This window comes from Bradyrhizobium sp. CCBAU 25360 (genome assembly GCF_028128695.1).
In the GTDB taxonomy this organism is placed as follows: Bacteria; Pseudomonadota; Alphaproteobacteria; order Rhizobiales; family Xanthobacteraceae; genus Bradyrhizobium; species Bradyrhizobium ottawaense.
This window is the reverse complement of the sequence record NZ_LBJA01000043.1, coordinates 696682-713415: the sequence shown is the minus strand read 5'-3', so window position 1 is coordinate 713415 and position 16734 is coordinate 696682. Positions and strand designations below refer to the sequence as shown.

Annotated in this window: 18 protein-coding genes; 9 read left to right on the top strand and 9 right to left on the bottom strand. The window is 65.3% G+C overall.

Annotation, left to right across the window (positions count from 1 at the left end; genetic code table 11):
- Window positions 1–7: 7 nt before the first annotated feature.
- The 4 genes from XH81_RS30265 to XH81_RS30250 form a co-directional block, all read right to left on the bottom strand.
- The gene (locus XH81_RS30265) at window positions 8–547 is read right to left on the bottom strand and encodes a VOC family protein (protein ID WP_095425565.1); all 540 of its coding nucleotides are present in this window, start codon (window positions 545–547) and stop codon (window positions 8–10) included.
- A 109-nt stretch (window positions 548–656) separates the two neighbouring features.
- Window positions 657–1625: a Bug family tripartite tricarboxylate transporter substrate binding protein gene (locus XH81_RS30260; protein ID WP_271596505.1), complete on the bottom strand. Its 969-nt coding sequence runs from the start codon at window positions 1623–1625 to the stop codon at window positions 657–659.
- 11 nt (window positions 1626–1636) lie between these two features.
- Window positions 1637–2530 (bottom strand): MBL fold metallo-hydrolase, encoded by an 894-nt coding sequence (locus XH81_RS30255; RefSeq protein ID WP_271596504.1) that lies wholly within the window; start codon window positions 2528–2530, stop codon window positions 1637–1639.
- Between the two features lie 3 nt (window positions 2531–2533).
- Window positions 2534–3745 (bottom strand): ABC transporter substrate-binding protein, encoded by a 1212-nt coding sequence (locus XH81_RS30250; protein ID WP_028142238.1) that lies wholly within the window; start codon window positions 3743–3745, stop codon window positions 2534–2536.
- 167 nt (window positions 3746–3912) lie between these two features.
- Here XH81_RS30250 and XH81_RS30245 point away from each other — a divergent pair, with 167 nt between their 5' ends.
- The 7 genes from XH81_RS30245 to XH81_RS30215 all read left to right on the top strand — a co-directional run bounded on the left by XH81_RS30245 (window position 3913) and on the right by XH81_RS30215 (window position 9633).
- Window positions 3913–4608: a TetR/AcrR family transcriptional regulator gene (locus XH81_RS30245; RefSeq protein ID WP_028142239.1), complete on the top strand. Its 696-nt coding sequence runs from the start codon at window positions 3913–3915 to the stop codon at window positions 4606–4608.
- The gene (locus XH81_RS30240; protein WP_028142240.1) at window positions 4586–5137 is read left to right on the top strand and encodes a carboxymuconolactone decarboxylase family protein; all 552 of its coding nucleotides are present in this window, start codon (window positions 4586–4588) and stop codon (window positions 5135–5137) included. The genes XH81_RS30245 and XH81_RS30240 overlap by 23 nt, the downstream gene beginning before the upstream one ends.
- A gap of 9 nt (window positions 5138–5146) precedes the next feature.
- Window positions 5147–5992, top strand: coding sequence for an SDR family NAD(P)-dependent oxidoreductase (locus XH81_RS30235; RefSeq protein WP_028142241.1), 846 nt, complete (start codon window positions 5147–5149; stop codon window positions 5990–5992).
- 251 nt (window positions 5993–6243) lie between these two features.
- Window positions 6244–6813, top strand: coding sequence for a DUF2087 domain-containing protein (locus XH81_RS30230; RefSeq protein WP_028142242.1), 570 nt, complete (start codon window positions 6244–6246; stop codon window positions 6811–6813).
- Window positions 6814–6917: 104 nt separating this feature from the next.
- Window positions 6918–7766, top strand: coding sequence for an alpha/beta fold hydrolase (locus tag XH81_RS30225; RefSeq protein WP_063615323.1), 849 nt, complete (start codon window positions 6918–6920; stop codon window positions 7764–7766).
- Window positions 7741–8325 carry a HutD/Ves family protein gene (locus XH81_RS30220; protein ID WP_028142243.1) on the top strand — a complete coding sequence of 195 codons (585 nt, stop codon included), beginning with the start codon at window positions 7741–7743 and terminating at the stop codon, window positions 8323–8325. The genes XH81_RS30225 and XH81_RS30220 overlap by 26 nt, the downstream gene beginning before the upstream one ends.
- A gap of 114 nt (window positions 8326–8439) precedes the next feature.
- Window positions 8440–9633: an adenylate/guanylate cyclase domain-containing protein gene (locus XH81_RS30215; RefSeq protein WP_028142244.1), complete on the top strand. Its 1194-nt coding sequence runs from the start codon at window positions 8440–8442 to the stop codon at window positions 9631–9633.
- A gap of 146 nt (window positions 9634–9779) precedes the next feature.
- Here the strand turns inward: XH81_RS30215 and XH81_RS30210 are convergent, their stop codons facing one another.
- Complete coding sequence (locus tag XH81_RS30210) at window positions 9780–9959, bottom strand: hypothetical protein (protein ID WP_028142245.1); 180 nt, start codon at window positions 9957–9959, stop codon at window positions 9780–9782.
- A gap of 241 nt (window positions 9960–10200) precedes the next feature.
- Here XH81_RS30210 and XH81_RS30205 point away from each other — a divergent pair, with 241 nt between their 5' ends.
- Entirely contained in the window at window positions 10201–10995 is a 795-nt protein-coding gene (locus XH81_RS30205) for an adenylate/guanylate cyclase domain-containing protein (RefSeq protein ID WP_028142246.1), read from the top strand.
- A 12-nt stretch (window positions 10996–11007) separates the two neighbouring features.
- On the opposite strand, the gene XH81_RS30200 is transcribed toward XH81_RS30205, so the two are convergent.
- Window positions 11008–11283, bottom strand: a complete 276-nt coding sequence (locus tag XH81_RS30200; RefSeq protein ID WP_028142247.1) for a hypothetical protein — start codon at window positions 11281–11283, stop codon at window positions 11008–11010.
- A 452-nt stretch (window positions 11284–11735) separates the two neighbouring features.
- Between XH81_RS30200 and XH81_RS30195 the strand changes: the two genes are divergently transcribed.
- Window positions 11736–11960 (top strand): hypothetical protein, encoded by a 225-nt coding sequence (locus XH81_RS30195; RefSeq protein ID WP_240536433.1) that lies wholly within the window; start codon window positions 11736–11738, stop codon window positions 11958–11960.
- A gap of 44 nt (window positions 11961–12004) precedes the next feature.
- On the opposite strand, the gene XH81_RS30190 is transcribed toward XH81_RS30195, so the two are convergent.
- From XH81_RS30190 to XH81_RS30180, 3 genes are read right to left on the bottom strand one after another with little or no spacing between them, the layout of a single operon-like run.
- Window positions 12005–13501 (bottom strand): sugar ABC transporter ATP-binding protein, encoded by a 1497-nt coding sequence (locus XH81_RS30190; RefSeq protein WP_028142249.1) that lies wholly within the window; start codon window positions 13499–13501, stop codon window positions 12005–12007.
- A complete protein-coding gene (locus XH81_RS30185; RefSeq protein ID WP_028142250.1) occupies window positions 13498–14592 on the bottom strand; it encodes a hypothetical protein in 1095 nt (364 codons plus the stop codon). The genes XH81_RS30190 and XH81_RS30185 overlap by 4 nt, the downstream gene beginning before the upstream one ends.
- Window positions 14589–16706: an ABC transporter permease gene (locus tag XH81_RS30180; RefSeq protein WP_271596503.1), complete on the bottom strand. Its 2118-nt coding sequence runs from the start codon at window positions 16704–16706 to the stop codon at window positions 14589–14591. Before XH81_RS30180 ends, XH81_RS30185 begins: the two co-directional genes overlap by 4 nt.
- Between the last annotated feature and the right edge of the window lie 28 nt (window positions 16707–16734).

Sequence of the window (16734 nt, the reverse complement as noted above, 5' to 3'; positions counted from 1 at the left end):
TTGCCGGCTATGATTTTGCCCCACCGACCTCGCGGATCGGCCGCGTGCCGTCCCAGCTCATCGCGGCTTGCCGGACCTTCTCGAAGAACGGCCCCTTGGTGCCGCTGATGTCCGAGATCTCGATCACCGTGCCCGGATGGTCCTGCGTGTCGAAATAGGCAAAGCGCCCCTTGTCGCCGCCGATCTGGCCCTCATGCCCGATCCTGTAGCCGAGCCCGAGCGCCTTGTCGTAGAGGGCTTGATAGTCGTGGCTCCAGTAGGACATGTGCTGGAGGCCTTCGTGCCCGGCATCGAGAAACTCCTTGTACAGCGAGGGCGCGTCGTTGCGCTGCTGGATCAGCTCGATCTGGAGGTCGCCGGAATTTGCCAGCGCGATGCTCATCTCCACGGCGGAGTCCTCGCCGCGGTGACGAAACCAGTCGGTCTTGACGCGGTCCATGTAGTACCAGGGGCCGACACCCATCACTTCGATCCAGTGCTTCATCGCGGCCTGGATGTCCCGCACCACATATCCGTTCTGGCGCACCGCGCCGAAGATGCGGCTCATGCCCGCGCTCCTGTTCTCTGCCTATTCACGACGGGACCTCATCCTGACGGCCCGCCGCCGGCGGGCGTCTCGAAGGATGGTGCACGCGAGCTGCCCGCCACGTTCCTGCTCACTTGACCTCAATGCCGGCGTCCTTGGCAACCTGCTTCCAGGCCGCGATGTCGCGCGCGTTGAGATCGCGCTGCTCGTCGCCGGGGACGAATTGCGGGGTGATGCCGAGTGCCAGCAGCTTCTGCTTCACCACCTCGTCATCGAGCGCGTCCTTCAGGGCCCCCGAGAGCTTCTGTGCGATCGGCGGAGCGAGGCCCGCCGGCGCATACATCGCCCAGGACAGGCTACGATCGAACGGCACGCCCTGCTCCCCGTAGCTGGCGACATCGGGCAGGCTCGGCGAGCGCTCGCCGCAGGCGGCCAGCGCCTTGATCGAACCATCTTTCACCAACGGCGTTGCGGTGGCCACGTCGAGTGTGGCCAGCGAAATGTGTCCCCCGAGCAGGTCGCCGGCGAGTTTTGCGATGCCGTTGAACGGCACGTGGTCCATCTTGATACCGGTCTGCTGCATCAGGATCTCCGCGCAGAATTGGCCGGTCGAGCCGACGCCCCAACTGCCGTACTGGATCGGCTCGCCCTTCCTGGCCAGAGCGACCAGGCCCTTGATGTCGTGGGCGGCAAAATTCTTGGTCGCAACCAGCATGATCGAGGAGGTGCCGACGCGGCCGATGGTCGTGAAATCCTTGATCGGATCGTAGGGCAGTTTTGGATAGATCGCGGGGGCCAGCACATGCGTGGTCATGCCGCCGACGGTGATGGTGTAGCCGTCGTTTGGCGATGTCGCGACCATCTGCGTGCCGAGCGTGCCGGCCGCACCGGTGTGGTTCTCGATATAGATGCTCTGCCCCAGCGTCTTGCCCATCTTGTCGGCGAGCAGCCGGCCGACCACGTCACCGCCGCCGCCGGCCGCGTAGGGCAGCAGCATCCTGATCTTGTGCGTGGGATAGGCGGCGGGTTCTTCGGCGTGTGACGGCAGTGCCGCCGACAGCAATGCGAGAAACGAAAGCGTGACGGTGCGCAGCATCATGATGGCATTCCCTAATCTTCGAAACGAAATCTGTAGGCGTCGCCGTGCCGGACCACGTGTCCCGCGGTCGGGGCCGGAAAATGGCCGGTGAGGAGATAGCTCGGGGTATCCGCGAGCTCTTCCAGCAGCGCCATGCGCGTTGCGAGCGCCGCGGCCGGATCGACGTCGGCGGCGTTCGACAGCCACGGCGCGGCGCACTGGATCGGATGATGAATGACGTCGCCCGACATCACCGCGTGATCGTGGCCGCCGGTGAGGTGGATCTGCATGTTGCCGGCGGTGTGCCCAGGTGCCGGCGCAAAGCGCAAGGCCGCGTCGCGATCGCTAAACAGGTGATGATCGGTCTCGACGAACTCGGCAAGGCCGGCCGCCACCACCGGCAGCACGGAATCCTCGAACGAGCCGTGGTTCACCGGGCTCCTCGGCGCCGCATTGTGCGCGGCCTCGAAGTGGCGATATTCGGCGCGGCCCATCAGATAGCGCGCATTGGGGAAGGTCGGCACCCAACGACCGTCGATCAGCCGCGTTTTCCAGCCGACATGATCGACATGCAGATGCGTGCACATCACGAAGTCGACCTGTTCGGGCGTAACGCCCAGCGCCTGCAAGTTCTCGAGATAAGGCTGGTCGAGGTTGTTCCACGCCGGCACGCGCGGCCGCCTCTTGTGGTTGCCGCAGCAGGTGTCGACGATGGCGGTCCAGCGCGGCGTGCGCACGAGATAGGAGTGGTGGCTGAGGATGAAGCGGCCGGTCTCCGGCTCGATGTAGCGGTGATCGAGCCAGCTCCGGTTTTCCGCGATCACCTCGTCGGTGACGTTGGCGAACAGCCAGCTCTTGTCGAAGGCAAGCGCGGGGATCTCGCTGACGAGATCGACCCGCATGCTGCCGATCGTCACCTGCCGCATCGGTCAGTTCTTCAGGAGATCGCCGAACGGCACCCAGCGCGTGCCGTCGAAACGGATCAGCTGGAGGCTCGTCATCGGCGTAAAGCGCTCGGGCGAGTTGCTCACCGCGGTGCCGTTGATCAGCATCGGCAGCTTCACGTCCTTCATCGTGGTCGCCTGCTTCATCACATTGGCACGGGTGAGGTCGTTGCCGGAGGCCTTCAGCACCGTCACCAGCGTCTGCGCGATGGTGTAGCCGTAGACGTTGAGCCAGTCGCTCTTGTTGGTATCAGGCATGTACTTGTCCATGAACGCCAGCCATTCCTTGTAGCCGGGGTCATCCTTGTTGGCGGGATCGGTTGCGTCCTTCAGATATTGGCTGGAGATGACACCGGTGGAATTGTCCTTGCCGGCCGGCTCCAGCACGCCGCTGATCGAGGCCGAAACGTTGGAGATGATGGTCGTCGGCTTCCAGCCGATCTCGCCGATCTTGCGGATCGCCTGAGCCGCGAACTTCGGCGTCGCCGCGACCAGCACGACATCGGCACCCGCGGTCTTCAACTGCAAAATCTGGGTGTCGACGGTCGGGGCCGAGGTCTCATAGGCCGCGCGCGCGACGATCGCTTCGCCGCTGCCGAGGCCTTCCTCCAGCGCCTTCAGGTAATCCTTGCCGAGATCGTCGTTCTGGTAGAGGACGCCGATCTTCGCATTGGCGCGGCTCGCCTTGATGTATTTTGCATAGGCAATCGCTTCGTCCCGATAGGTCGGCTGCCAGCCGACGGTCCACGGGAAATTCTTGGGATCGTCCCACTTCGCCGCGCCCGAGCCCAAAAAGAGCTGCGGCACCTTGCGGTCGTTGAGATATTTGTGCACGGCGCTGTTGGTCGGCGTGCCGACGCCGCCGAAGATCAGCAGCACCTCCTCGCTCTCGACCAGGCGCCGGGTCTGCTCCACCGTCTTGGGCGGGCTATAGGCATCGTCCGCGATGATCATCTGGATGCGACGTCCGTTGACGCCGCCGTCGTCGTTCACTTTCCGGAAATAGGCTTCGGCCGACTTCGCAATCTGCGCGAAGGCCGAGACCGGGCCGCTCAGCGGCGCGGTGGTGCCGATCTTGATGGTCTTGTCGTCGGCGCCGGGATCGTATTCTGCGGTTTGGGCTGAGGCGATACTGGCCGCGAGCAGCGGCAACAGGATGCAGGCCGCAGTGAGGCGAGGGCGGGCGAAGCGCGCCATGGGTCGTCTCCCAAAAATTGCTCTCCGCCTCTCGATCGAGCGGAGTTGAAACGCGAGAACAGCGCCCGAAGCAGGCTTGCGGGCCGCGACCGTTGCCGCCAGAGTGGGCGAGACGAACGATCGTTCGTACGGTTGACTAGCGAACGATCGTTCGTTAGTCAAGTCGCATGGCTCTCCACACCACAAGCGCGGCGGAAGCGGCTGCGCCCACGACCCGTGAGCGCATCCTCACCGAAGCGCTCGACCTGTTCGCGCAGAGCGGCTATGGCGGCGCCTCGATGCGGGAGCTCGCGCGCCGCGTCGGCATCCGCGAGAGCAGCCTCTACAATCATTTCACCGGCAAGGCCGCGATCCTGGAGGCGATCGTCAGCGAGCACGGTCCGGCAAGCTCGGCGAGCCGGCTGGAGGAGCCGCGCTACAAGCAGCTCGCGCGCCAGCCCGCCGCGTTCTGCCGCCAGTTTGCGCTCGACCTCGTCGAGCAATGGTCCGATCCGCGCGAGCACCAGTTTCAGAAGGTCATCACCGCCGAGCGTAACCGTGTGCCCGGCATCCGCGCCAAGTTCGCCGATCATTTCTATGCTCGCGAGCAGAGCATGATGACGGATTATTTCCGCGGCTTTGCGCTCGCCGGCCTAGTCAATACGCCGGACCCGCGCGAGACCGCGCGGCTGTTCGCGGCCGGCCTGATCTACATCCGCCTCGAGCACTACGTGATGGGCGCCGCGCCCTCGCCGCGGCAGAAGGTGATCGAGGCGATCGACCGCTATCTCGCCTTCTTCCTGTCGCTGATCGGGGCAGGCGAGGACACCGACAAGAAACGAAAGCCTAAGGGAGAAACGCGTGGCAAGGCTGCCCCTGATTGATCCGGAGACCACGAGCGGCGATATCCGCGCCTCGTTCGACCGCATGCCGGTCAAACTCAATATCTTTCGCATGATGGCCCATGCCGAGGCCAACATGATCCCGGCGATGCGGCTCGGCAATTCGATCCTGCACAAGCAGAAGCTCAGCGCGGTTAACCGCGAGCTCCTGATCCTTCAAGCTGCTCAGTTAGAGGGCGGCGCCTATGAATGGCGTCAGCATGTTCCGATCGCGCTCGGCGTCGGCTGCACGCAAGCGCAGGTCGACGCGGTCGAACGTTCCGACTACGGCGCGGCTGCCTTGAGCGAGGTCGAACGCGCGCTGCTGAACTTCGGGCGCGAGGTGGTCGAGAACGTCCGTGTGCCCGAGGCGACCTTTGCTGCTGCCCGCAAGCATTTCAGCGACCAGGAGATCGTGGAATCCATCGTCGCGCTCGGCTTCTACATGATGATGGCGCGCCTGACCGAGGCGACCGAAACCGATCTCGATCCCGCAGCCGGCATGACGGTCTATGACGGCGGCAAGAAGTAGGCGGTCGCGATGACTGAAACCGACAGCAAGCCGGAGCGCTATGTTCGTCCGCCGAGCGCGGAATCGCTCGGTGAGGCGCCGGGCAGGGGACGGCTAAAGGGCCGCCGCATCCTGATCGTCGGCGGCGGCCAGCGCGTGTTCGATGCCGCCACCGATCCGATCGGCAACGGCCGCGCCATGAGCATTTTATGCGCGCGGGAGGGCGCGAAGGTTGCAGTGGCTGACCTCAACCATGCCTCGGCTCAGCAGACCGTCAAGCACATCACCGATGAAGGCGGCGAGGCCTTTGCCATCGCGGCCGACGTGACGTCCGAGGCTGACGTCCAGCGCATGGTCGAGGAAGCCCATCGCGCCATGGGCGGCCTTGACGGCATGGTGCTGAACATCGGCACCTTCGGCAAGACCGGCCTCGATAACGTCAGCCCCGAGGAGTGGAACAGGATCTACGACGTCAACGTCCGCGGTCCCATGCTGTGCTGCCGCGCCGCGCTGCCGAAATTCGACGATGGCGGCTCGGTCGTCTTCATCTCCTCGATTGCGGCGTTGAAGGCGGGATCGCAGATGGCGGTGTATGATTCATCGAAAGCCGCACTCGGCGGCCTCATGCGCAACATCGCTCATCTCGGCTCGCGCCGTGGCGTCCGCGCCAACCTCGTCTATCCCGGCCTCGTCGACACCCCGAACGGCCGCGAAGCCGGCGCCGGCCGTCCCAATCGCGGCAAGGGCCACGTCCCGTTCGGCCGCCAGGCCACGGCGTGGGAGATCGCCTATGCGGTGCTGTTCTTCCTGTCGGACGAAAGCGTCTATGTCACCGCGCAGACGCTCGCGGTCGATAGCGGCCTGAGCGGAATGTGAGAGCGGATACGTAGTCCGGATTGCGCTGCGCACCACGTGCACCCGCGCCCCATCCGGTGGGCGGGGCTCTTGAGCTTGCCGGGCGTCTATAGTAAGGGTTCGGCCGGGTCTGCAGTTCACCCAGGCGTCACCGTCCCGCGAGGGAAGCTAAACCTGCAAGGCTCAATCGAATCGACACCAAACCTCGTGCCGCGTCGTAAGCTGGTGACCTCCGACAATCCATCTGTGGAACGGCACATCGAGGATTGGTCATGACCAGAACCCCCATTGAATTCGTTGCGGGCGACATTTCCGCGCTCGCGAAATCCCTGCGCGCCCAGCTTCTGGAGCGTACGTCGCCGCCCGGTCACGTCGAACTCCTCAACATTCTTGCACGTGCGACGGGGCACAGGAACTATCAGCATTTCCGCGCGCGTGCGGTCGGCACTGCCGTGGACGATCGCGGCACGCCGGCACCACAAGTCGATGCGGTCGATCTGAAGCGCGTGCAGCGCGCCGCGCGCCATTTCGACGACCACGGCAGGCTGCTTCGCTGGCCGGCCCGCCACAGCCTGCAGCAGTTGAGCCTCTGGGTGTTGTGGGCCGGCTTCCCGCCGCGGTGCAGTCTGGCCGAGGCGCAAGTGAAGACGTTGTTGAGCCGTCAGCACGCTTTCGCCGATGATGCCTTGCTCCGCCGCGCGCTGTGCGATCACGGCCTGGTCTCCCGCACGGCCGACGGACGCGCGTATCGCAGGATCGAGCGTCGGCCGCCGACGGAGGCGGCAGCGCTTCTGCGCCACCTCAAGGCCAGCGCATCCGGACGACCGGAAGCCGCGACATGATCGCAAATCCGGACGCATTGCCGCTCGCCGGGCCCGCTCCGGTCTCGGTGCGGACCTCCCGCGGGACAGTCCAATGCGCAATCGCAGGCGAGGGGCCCGCTATCATGGCCATCCATGGCGGCATGGGCGGCCACGACCAGTCGTGGCTGCTGGCGCGCGCCCTCGCCGCGACGCTCAGGGACAAGCGGGTGGTGGCCGTGTCCCGCCCGGGCTATCTCGGCTCGCGCCTCGAGCTTGGCGCGTCGCCCGACGACCAGGCTGACGTCTATGGCGCGCTGCTCGATGCGCTGGGGATTTCGACCGTGGCGGTCGTCGCGGTCTCCGCCGGCGGTCCCTCCGCACTGCAATTCGCCGCACGGCATCCCTCGCGCTGCCGCTCGCTCGTGCTGGTATCGGCCTGCACGGGGAAACTGCAAACGCCGCCGGAGATCACCGCGCGCCTGCGCATGATGCGCCACCTTGCGCGTCTTCCCGGATTGCCCCGCATCCTGAAGTGGCGAAGTGAACGGAATCCGCAGGCTGCCGCGCGCCGCGCGATTCCCGATGACGCCATGCGCGAACGGACCTTGCGACATCCGGAGGCAGGGCCGCTGTTCCGTGCCTTGCAGTCGACGGTGTTCGAGCATCTGCACGCCCGGCTTCCGGGGACCGTCAACGACATCGCGCAGTTTGCCGCGCTGGGGGAGTTGCCCGAGGGATCGATCTCGGCACCCGCGCTCATCGTGCACGGCCGCGCCGACAATGTCGTGCCGTTCTCGCATGCCGAGAACGTCTGCCGGGCGATCCCGCAGGCAAAGCTGCTGGCGCTCCCCGACGGCGGCCACGTGGCGCTGTTCACGCACCTGAACGTGGTGCGCAAGGAGGCCGAGCCGTTCCTGGACGCACACGAACGCGCTTCCCTGCACCCTCATCGCATCGAGGATCCCCATGAAGACGACATTGCTCAGACCTGAAGACTACACCCGCTCGCCCTGGAAGAACGGCGGCGGCATCTTCACCGATATCGCGGACGCACATCGCGCTGACGCTGGGGTGAAGGACTGGAGCAGCCTGCTCTGGCGCTTTGCGAGCACGCCGATCGTGGCGCCCGGTCCCTTCTCCCATATGCCGGGCATCGACCGCTTGCAGATGGTGGTTAGTGGGCGCGGGCTGGTGCTCAACGCCCCCGGCCAGGAATTCGACGAGCGTGAACCTTTTACGACCGTGCGGTTCACCGGCGAGCTCGAGATCGTGACGGAGCTTCAGGCCGGGCCGGTCGAGGTCGTTAACCTGATGGCGCGGCGCGGTGCGGTGGAGATCGAGCTCGAAGCGCTCAGGGAAGCCGGCGATCGACCGTTGCATGCCGGCACGCATCTGGTTTACGCGCCGCACGGCGATTGCCGCATTCGCCTCGATGGAGAGGATCTTGCCATCCCCGGCAACGGCACGCTCAGGATCGAATTGACCGAGACATCGAGGCTCGCGCTCGTTTCGGGTCCGGTGGTGCTGGGGTCGATCCGGATCGTCGATTAAGGGGGCGACAGCCCCGACAGCCCGATGCGCACAATCCATGCAACTGGCTAGGTTGACGCGGCGGAGCCGGGGCACGATATCTGCCCTGATGCAGACCGCCGTGAAGGGCAGGATATGACCGCGCAAGACAACCACGCCCCCGCCACGCAGGCCGACGGTGTCGTCGACTGGCTGACCAACGGCACGCGCGACGAGCGCTTCATCGACAATATCTTCGCCGACATGTGCATCCGTCTGCAGCAGGCGGGCATTCCGCTGAAGCGGTCGACGCTCCATGTCCTGATCCACCATCCGCAATGGCTTGGCGCCCGGTTCATGTGGTCCGACGGCATGCGCGAGGCGGAGATCGCGCGGGTGGATTATGACGTCCGCGAGCGGTCGGAATTCATCGGCAGCCCCGCCAATGAAATGCAGGACGGCGCGAGCGAGGTGCGCGAGAATCTCGAACGCGATCCCTCGCTCGGCCGCAAGCACGCCCTGTACGACGAGATGCGCGAAAAGGGCCTGACCGACTATGTGGCCTGGCCGCTCTACCACACGCTCGGCAAGCGGCATCTCATCACCTTCGCGACCGACCGTCCGGGCGGCTTCGAGGATTCGCATATCGCCGCGCTCAAGAAGCTCCTGCCGGTGCTGGCGCTGGTCAGTGAGATCCGCATCAAGAACCGGCTGGCGCGCACGCTGCTGGAGACCTATGTCGGCTCCCATGCCGGCCAGCTGATCCTCGCCGGCGCCACCAGGCGCGGCAGCGGCACGACGGTGCGCGCCGCGATCATGATCTGCGACCTCAGGGATTTCACCAAGATTTCCGACAACTGGCCGCGCGACGACGTCATCGATCTGCTCAACGATTATTTCGACGCGATGTCCGAGCCGATCGCGCGGCACGGCGGCGAGATCCTGAAGTTCATCGGCGACGGCCTGCTCGCCATCTTCCCGCTTCAAGAGCCCGATGCCTGCGCGAACCTGCTCCACGCCGTGACCGAGGCTCGTCAGGCCATGACCGCGCTGAACGAGCGGAACAATGCGACCAGCCGCGCGCCGTTGAATTACGGTATTGGCGTCCATGTCGGCGATGTCATGTACGGCAATATCGGCTCGACCAGCCGGCTCGACTTCACGGTGATCGGTCCCGCCGTCAACATGGCCTCCCGCCTCGAAGCCCTTACCAAGCAGCTCGGTCGAACGGTGCTGCTGTCACGCGACTTTGCGGAGCTGGTGGAAGAGAAGTTCGAGCTGGAGCACGTCGGCAAGCACGAGGTGCGCGGCTTCAGCGATCCGATCGAGCTGTTCGCGTATCACGGGTAGGGCAACTGCCTCACCCGGGACGAATTCCCAGCGGCGGCATCTATTTGCGGTTCGTCCAGGGGGCGGAGGTCGAGCCGGGGCCGCCATTCGCCGGACCTGTGAGACCCGGTGCAGGCCCAGGCCCTGGGGTGGCACCCCCGTAACGCCTACGCGGACCAACGATCCTGCTCTTGCTGGTGCGCGTGCTCGTTCAGGCGTTCGGCGATCTGGTCCGCAATCTGCTCCGACTCCGCCGAGGCGACGGGCTCGCCCTTGCGTGTCCTGAGCTTGTCCTTGTCGGCCTCGATCGGGAAGTCGTCAGGCTTCAGTCCATCATCCTTGCCCATGGCGCGCCTCACTGCATCTCATGTCGGAAGAACACGTCTGGAGGCTGATCGTTGCTTGGACAAGAGAAACTTCCGACCGACGAATGGACGGGGCGCGGCTCGCGTTTGGGCGTTGTCAGCACGATCCCGGTGTCAGGCGCCGCTGGCAGCCCTGGCAAGCCCCTATTGCCGATGCAGGATTGTACGAATAGGCTTCCGCCTCGAAGACGCCCAAACGGTCTTTCAAATCGGCCGCACGTTCATGCCCAAATTCCTTCGCATCGGAGTCCTCCAGTCCAACGTATCCGGCTACACGTCGAAGGCGTGGTGCGTTCGGCGCGTCGGCTCGGCGGTGTTCCTGAAGTGGGGTGCCGTTGAGGTGCAGGGCGCCGGTGATGGACGAAGGGTCTACTGGACGCGATTGCCGCAGGAGAAGACAGTTCGCTGCGGCACGACGCAGCGCGCCCAGGACTACGCCAAAGCCGCCATCGCCCGGCGCCGCAGCCACCGCTACGAGCCGCTGGCCGGGCCGATCGCGCTCCGGCGCCGATCCGCCGAGCGGAGCGCGGAACTCAAGCAGGCACTCGCCACCATCCTGATCGTCGATATCGTCCGCTCCACCGAAAAGGCGGCAAAGCTCGGCGATGCGCGTTGGACCAAGGTCATGGGCCACTATTACGCGGCCGTGCGCAAGGAGCTGAAGAGTACGCGTGGCAAGGAAGTGGTGACGACCGGCGACGGCGTGCTGGCGACATTCAAGGCGCCGGCTTCCGGCGTCCGCTGCGCGACCGCGATTCAAAAGGCCGTGCGCACGCTGGGGCTCGACATCAGGGTCGGGCTGCATGCGGGCGAGTACAGTGTGAGCGGGGGCGAGATGGTCGGTCTCGCGTTTCACATCGGCACGCGCGTCGCCGCCAAAGCGCGCGCCGGCGAAGTCCTGGTCTCGAGCGCGGTCAAGGACCTGATGGCGCAGTCGGAGATCCGCTTCAGGGATCACGGCGTGCATCAGCTCAAGGGCGTGCCGGAGCGGTGGCGGCTGTTTCGGGTGGAGGATTGAAGGGATTGAGGCCTATCTGTTCGGATCGGTCCGGTCGCATTTGGGGCATCGTCCGTCCGCGGCGGCGGCGAGTTGGTGGCCGATCTCTTCCCTGAGAGCGTCTGCCTCGAAGGCCGTGCCGTCGCTCCTGAGGATTCGCTTGGCGCGTTCGTAGGCGTGGCTCTCGGCGGCGTCGTCGCCGACGCGAACGATCACCTCATCGTGGAAAGGGCAGACCGTGGTCGCACGGGTGGTTTCGAGCGCGTAGCGTACCACTGCGGTCAGATCGTCGACGTTGGCGGATATCATGGCTGCTCTCCTGATCGTGGCGGTCCCGATGGTGGCCTGTTTCCGGCGGCGGGGGTACCGTACGGCCGTGTCGGTCCGGTCAGGCGACAAGGGCGACGTCAATCCACCCCGGCTTCCTTGGAAGCACCGAGGCCGATCGCGTATTCTGTCCAGGGCTGCATTCAACCCGCGGCTTTTGCAACCCGCGGCTTTTGCCCTGGTTCCATCGAACCCGTCGGCGAAGCCGCTCGTCCGGAGCCGGCTCCTGGTCGCGGTCGGTCAGTCCACGTCTTGCGAAGCGGTGCCCGGAGTGCCTAGGAGTCCGGGCTCCGCTTCGTTCGGCACCGGAGCAGGAGCGCGGCCGATGTCATGCAGAGCATAGGCGTGAGCAGGGCCTTTGCATTGACCCATCTCAAACACAGGGAGGGCCCCTAAGGAATCATCCGCAATTTCGCCGGCCGCGGTTCGGGCGCATGAATAACGACATGCAGCGCCAGATTCTCTTCAGGTGCCCGCGCACCGGCATAAACGTCCAGCATCGGATCGATGACGAGCGGCCCGAGAGTTCCGAGCCGGCGGACAGCTATGTGTCCGTGAGGTGCCCGGCCTGCATGTCGCTGCACTTCGTCAACAGCACCACCGGCAAGCTGCTGGGCGAGCGAAGCGCGCAGCCCGCCTCGATGTCGCGTTCCGCCTGATCCGTCCGCGTTGATTGTGCAGCGACGTGGCGGAAGGGCAACCGTCAATGGATCGCCGCGTACATGATGGATTCCTCGGTCGCCTCCAGCGCGGAAAACTCCTCGACGACCTTGCCTTGCCTGCAAACCAGGATGCGGTCCGACAGCGCCATGATCTCGGGCAGGTAGGAGGAGATCACGACCACCGCCTTGCCCTTGTCGGCCAGCGAATTGATCAGCTCGTGAATCTCGACGATGGCTCCGACATCGACGCCCCGCGTCGGTTCGTCGAATATGATCAGGTCCGGATCCTGGATCAGCGATTTGGCGATCACAACCTTCTGCTGGTTGCCGCCGGACAATTCGACGACCTTGGCCTCGTCGCCGATGGCGCGCACCTTGAGCCGTTCGATCCAGGACTTTCCGGTCGCCGTGCTTTCGCGTCGTGACAGCCAGGCGCGTCCCTTGGGAAACTTGGCGAGCAGGCCGAGATAGATGTTGCGCGCAATGGATGCGGTCTCGAAAAATCCTTCGACCTTGCGGTCTTCCGTCACGTAGGCGATGCCGGCCTGCACCGCCGGGGCGGGGACGCGGTAGCGTACCGGCTTGTCCTCGAGGATCACCTCGCCGCCGTGGAAGAAGTCGCGCTTCATGATGCCTGCGACGATCTTGAACGTCTCGGTGCGTCCCGCGCCGACAAGACCGAAGACGCCGGTGATCTGGCCTGCAAACACCGACAGCGAATTATTCTTCACCATCGGCGCCATCTTCAGGTTCTGCACCGTCAGCACCCGCTTGCCCGAGGCGCGGACCGTCGCCTTGCGCGCGCCATAGAGCGTGTTGGAGAGATCCCGCCCCACCATCGCCTGGACGATGCGCGCCCGGTCGAAGCGGGAGGCGTCGTCGGTCACGACATGCCTGCCGTCGCGCAGCACCGTGATGCGGTCGGCGAGCAGCAGCGCCTCTTCGAGGGCGTGCGAGATGAAGATGATGGAGACCCCGCGCTTCTTCAGGTCCTTGACCAGGTCGAAGAAGTACTTCTTCTCCTCCGGCGTCAACGTCGCTGTCGGCTCGTCGAAGATGATCACCTTGGCCTTGTGCAGGACCGCACGTGCGATCTCGACCATCTGCTTCTTGGCCGCCCCTAATCCGCCGACCGTCGCGGTGGGCGTCACGTCGAAGTTGAGCGATTGCAGGAATTGCTGGGCCGCGATGTAGATGCCGCGCAGGCGATTGTAGAACTTCTCCTGACCGAGAAACAGGTTCTGCGCCACCGTCATCGTCGGCACCAGGCTGTTCTCCTGGAACACCATGGCGATGCCGAGGTTGCGCGCCTCCAGCGGAGTCCTCGGAGTGACGTCGACGCCGTCGACAATCATGCCGCCGGACGTCAGCGTCACGACGCCGGCCATGATCTTGGTCAGCGTCGATTTTCCCGCGCCGTTTTCGCCGACGAGGGCGTGGATTTCGCCGCGCCGAAGCTCGAAATCGACGCCGTCGATGGCGGGCACGCCGGCGTAGAGCTTGGTCGCCTTCGACAGCGACAGGACGAGGTCGTTCATGCGCGGGCCTCCTCGCCGAGGGATGCCAGCGGCAGCTTGATGACGCGCCCGGGGCCCTTGGCAATCATCACGAGGTCGTTGCCGACTTCGACGGCGGACACGATGCCGTGGTTGACGCCGTCGGCCCGGCTGTGGAGCGAGTAGCGTGGAAAGCCGTCGGCTCCGAGCCGGATGACGAGACCATACGACCGCGGCGGCGCCCAGGGCTTCATCACGCCCATGGTCTTGATGTGGGCGCCCTGCAGCGGCTCCTTGAAGGAGTGGCCCGAGCGCAGACGCGGCGCCACCCAGAACTCCGGGTCGATCTCCGCGATCATGCGGCGGCGATAGGCGGGCTCGCGCAGCACGAACTCGACCAGTTGGGTGCGCGCGGTGAACGCGGTGAGCCAGAAGCCGCCGCCGCTCGCTGGAGAAAGCCGGGATGGGTAGACGGGCAGGTGCCGCAGCAGATCCTTGCGGCTTCCGTCCGGTGCGATCGAGACCAGGCGATGCCGCCAGCTTTCGCTGACGAGTACGGCGCCGTTGCTTGTGATGGCGCCGAAAGCGTAGCCCAATCCGCCGGCAAGCTCGCTGATCGCGCCCGTCTTCGGATCGAGCCGCAGCAGCCGGCCGGTCCTGCCGAGCTCCATCAGATCGCGCGCCCAGTCGCCGACATCGTGCAACGACGATCCATCGGTTGCGATCAACCTCCCGTCGGCCGCGGGCGCCAGCGCATTGACGGCGTGCAGCCCCTGCGTAAAGGCGGCCCTGGGTGTCTCGGCCGTGGCGTTGTCGTAGAGCCGGACCTCCATGCCGCCGAGCGCGACGGCAAGGCCACCACCGGGCAAGGACGCCAGCGCGGAGATCGGCCGCTCGAAGCTGCGAACCGTCGTTGTAGAGTTTCCGGCCAAACGCGTCAGCCGCGCGCCATCGGCGATGAGCAGCGAGGTGCCGTCCGGGGCGAGATCCTCCGGCGCGTCGCATTCGAGCAGGATCTCCGCCTGCTCGAGCGCCTGGTTGGGCTTCAACGCCCCGTCGAACGACGGCACGGTGATAGCCGCCTCGCCACGGCCGAGGAAGCGGTTGGCGAATTCTCTGATAGCGACGATCACGACGGCTTCCCCCAGCGCTTGTCGTACTGAACGAAGTCGGGATCGGCATTGTCGAGCTTGAAGCGGCCGATCCGGTTGTTGGCGATGCCGCCGAGATAGAGATAGCCGCGATGCTCCCGCATCGAGGTGATCATGGGGTGGTTGAGGCCCTTGAGGTCCCAGAACGATTCCAGGATCTTGCCCTGCTCGTTGAACTTGACGACGCAGCCGGTGTTGATGTTCGGAAACAGCCATTCGTCGACCGGCACGCGCTTGGCCATGCGCCGGCGGAAGCTCGGCATCTTCCAGGCGAGATCCAGTGACGGACTGCGCATGCCGACCAGCGCCAGCCAGTAATTGCCGTCCGAGGCAAGGTTGATGTTGTCGGGATAGCCCGGCAGATTGTCCATGACGGTCTCGACGTTGCCCTTCTTGGGACCTGCGAACCAGTAGCGCTTGATCGAGCAGCCGAACGTCTCCGCGAACAGGATGGATTGCCCGTCGCTGGCGACTGCGACGCCGTTCGGGAATTTGAGCCCGCGCAGCGCGGTGTGGGTGGTGCCGGTCTTGGTGTCGTGGCAGATGATGCGGCCGTTGCCGCGCGCTTCCAGCCCGTCGACTGGCCATTCGTCCATCTCGTAGCGGACGGTGGCTTCGGAGAAGAAGATCAACCCGTCGTCTGTGATGTCGAGATCATCGGCAAGCCGGAGACGGCTGTCGTCGTTCACGGAGTAGATGCTGCGGTTGGTCTCGTCGGTGGCTTTCTCCACGGTGCCGTCCGGCTTGATGCGATAGAGGCCCATGCCGCCGATGCAGACATAGAGGTTGTCCTCTTTGTCGAACGCCATGCCGAGCGGCTGGCCGCCGATATGTGCGAACACTTCCATCCGCTCGTAGTCCGGCGGGAAGAAGCGGATGATGTCGCCGTGCCGCGATCCCGCGTAGAGCACGTCGTTGCGGTCGAGAATGACGTCCTCTGGCGCCTCGATCCGGCCGAGCCCGATCAGCGAGACGTCACGCAGCTTGTCGTTCTGCTCGAACGGCCCACCGCTGCCGATCTCGGTCGGCGGCGGTGGCGGCAGCGCGTGATAGGTCGGGGCGACATAGACCTTGCTGATGATGCGGGTGCGATTCTTCTGCCAACGGATGTCGACCATCGCCGCCGCCAGCAGGATCGTCGCCAGCGCCATGCGGTTGACGCCGCCGCGCGCATTCATGGCGGTCAGGCCGTTGGTGACGAGCAGGACGACGAGCACGCCGACCATCGATTTGACGACCGACCCCTTGCCGCCGCCGAGCGTGATGCCGCCGAGCACGGTTGCCGTCAGCACGATCACCTCGAGGCCGACGCCGATATCGCCGCCGACCGTGCCGAGCCGGGCCGCGAAGAACAGCGCGCCGATGCTGGTCAGCACGCCGCTCGCGACGTAGCAGAGCGCGATTGTGCGGCGGACCGGAATGCCGGAATTGTAGGCCGAGCGCCGCGAGCCGCCGATCGCGGTGATGTGCCAGCCCGGTCGCAGCCGCGTCAGGAAGACGTGGCCGAAGATCGCGATGACGATGTAGACCAGCGCGACGCTGGGAATGCCGAAAACGCTGCCGCCGCCGATGAAATCCCAGGACGGAATGTCCGGGAAAGCCGACGCGATGGCGTTGGAATAACGCTGGATCAGCAGATCGTAGGCCGAGCGATAGATGATCAGCGTGATCAGCGTGGTGATGAAGGCGCGCAGCCTGAGATAGCCGATCAGCACGCCGTTGACGGCGCCGAGCAGCCCTCCGACGATCATGGTGACGACCACCACGGCGGGGACCGGCCAGTTGAGCACGTCGAGCAGGTAGAGCGCGCAGAAATCCGTCAGGGCGAAGATCGAGCCGACCGAGAGATCAATGCCGCCGACGATGACGACCAGCGCCATGCCGAGACCGATGAAGCCGATTTCGCCGGCCTGCCGCGCCGTGTCGGCGAGGCTCGATGGGGACAGGAAATGCTCGAGCGAGCGGCTGAGCGCGAAGCCGACGATCAGCAGCAGGATCACCGGGATGGCGGTTTCGGTCCAGCGTTTGGACAGGATCTCGCCGAGGAGATGGTCCGGCCAGTAGCGATATCGGAGCCTCGTCAGTGTCTCGCGCATCTGCCTTCCGCTGATTCCATGAGCAAGG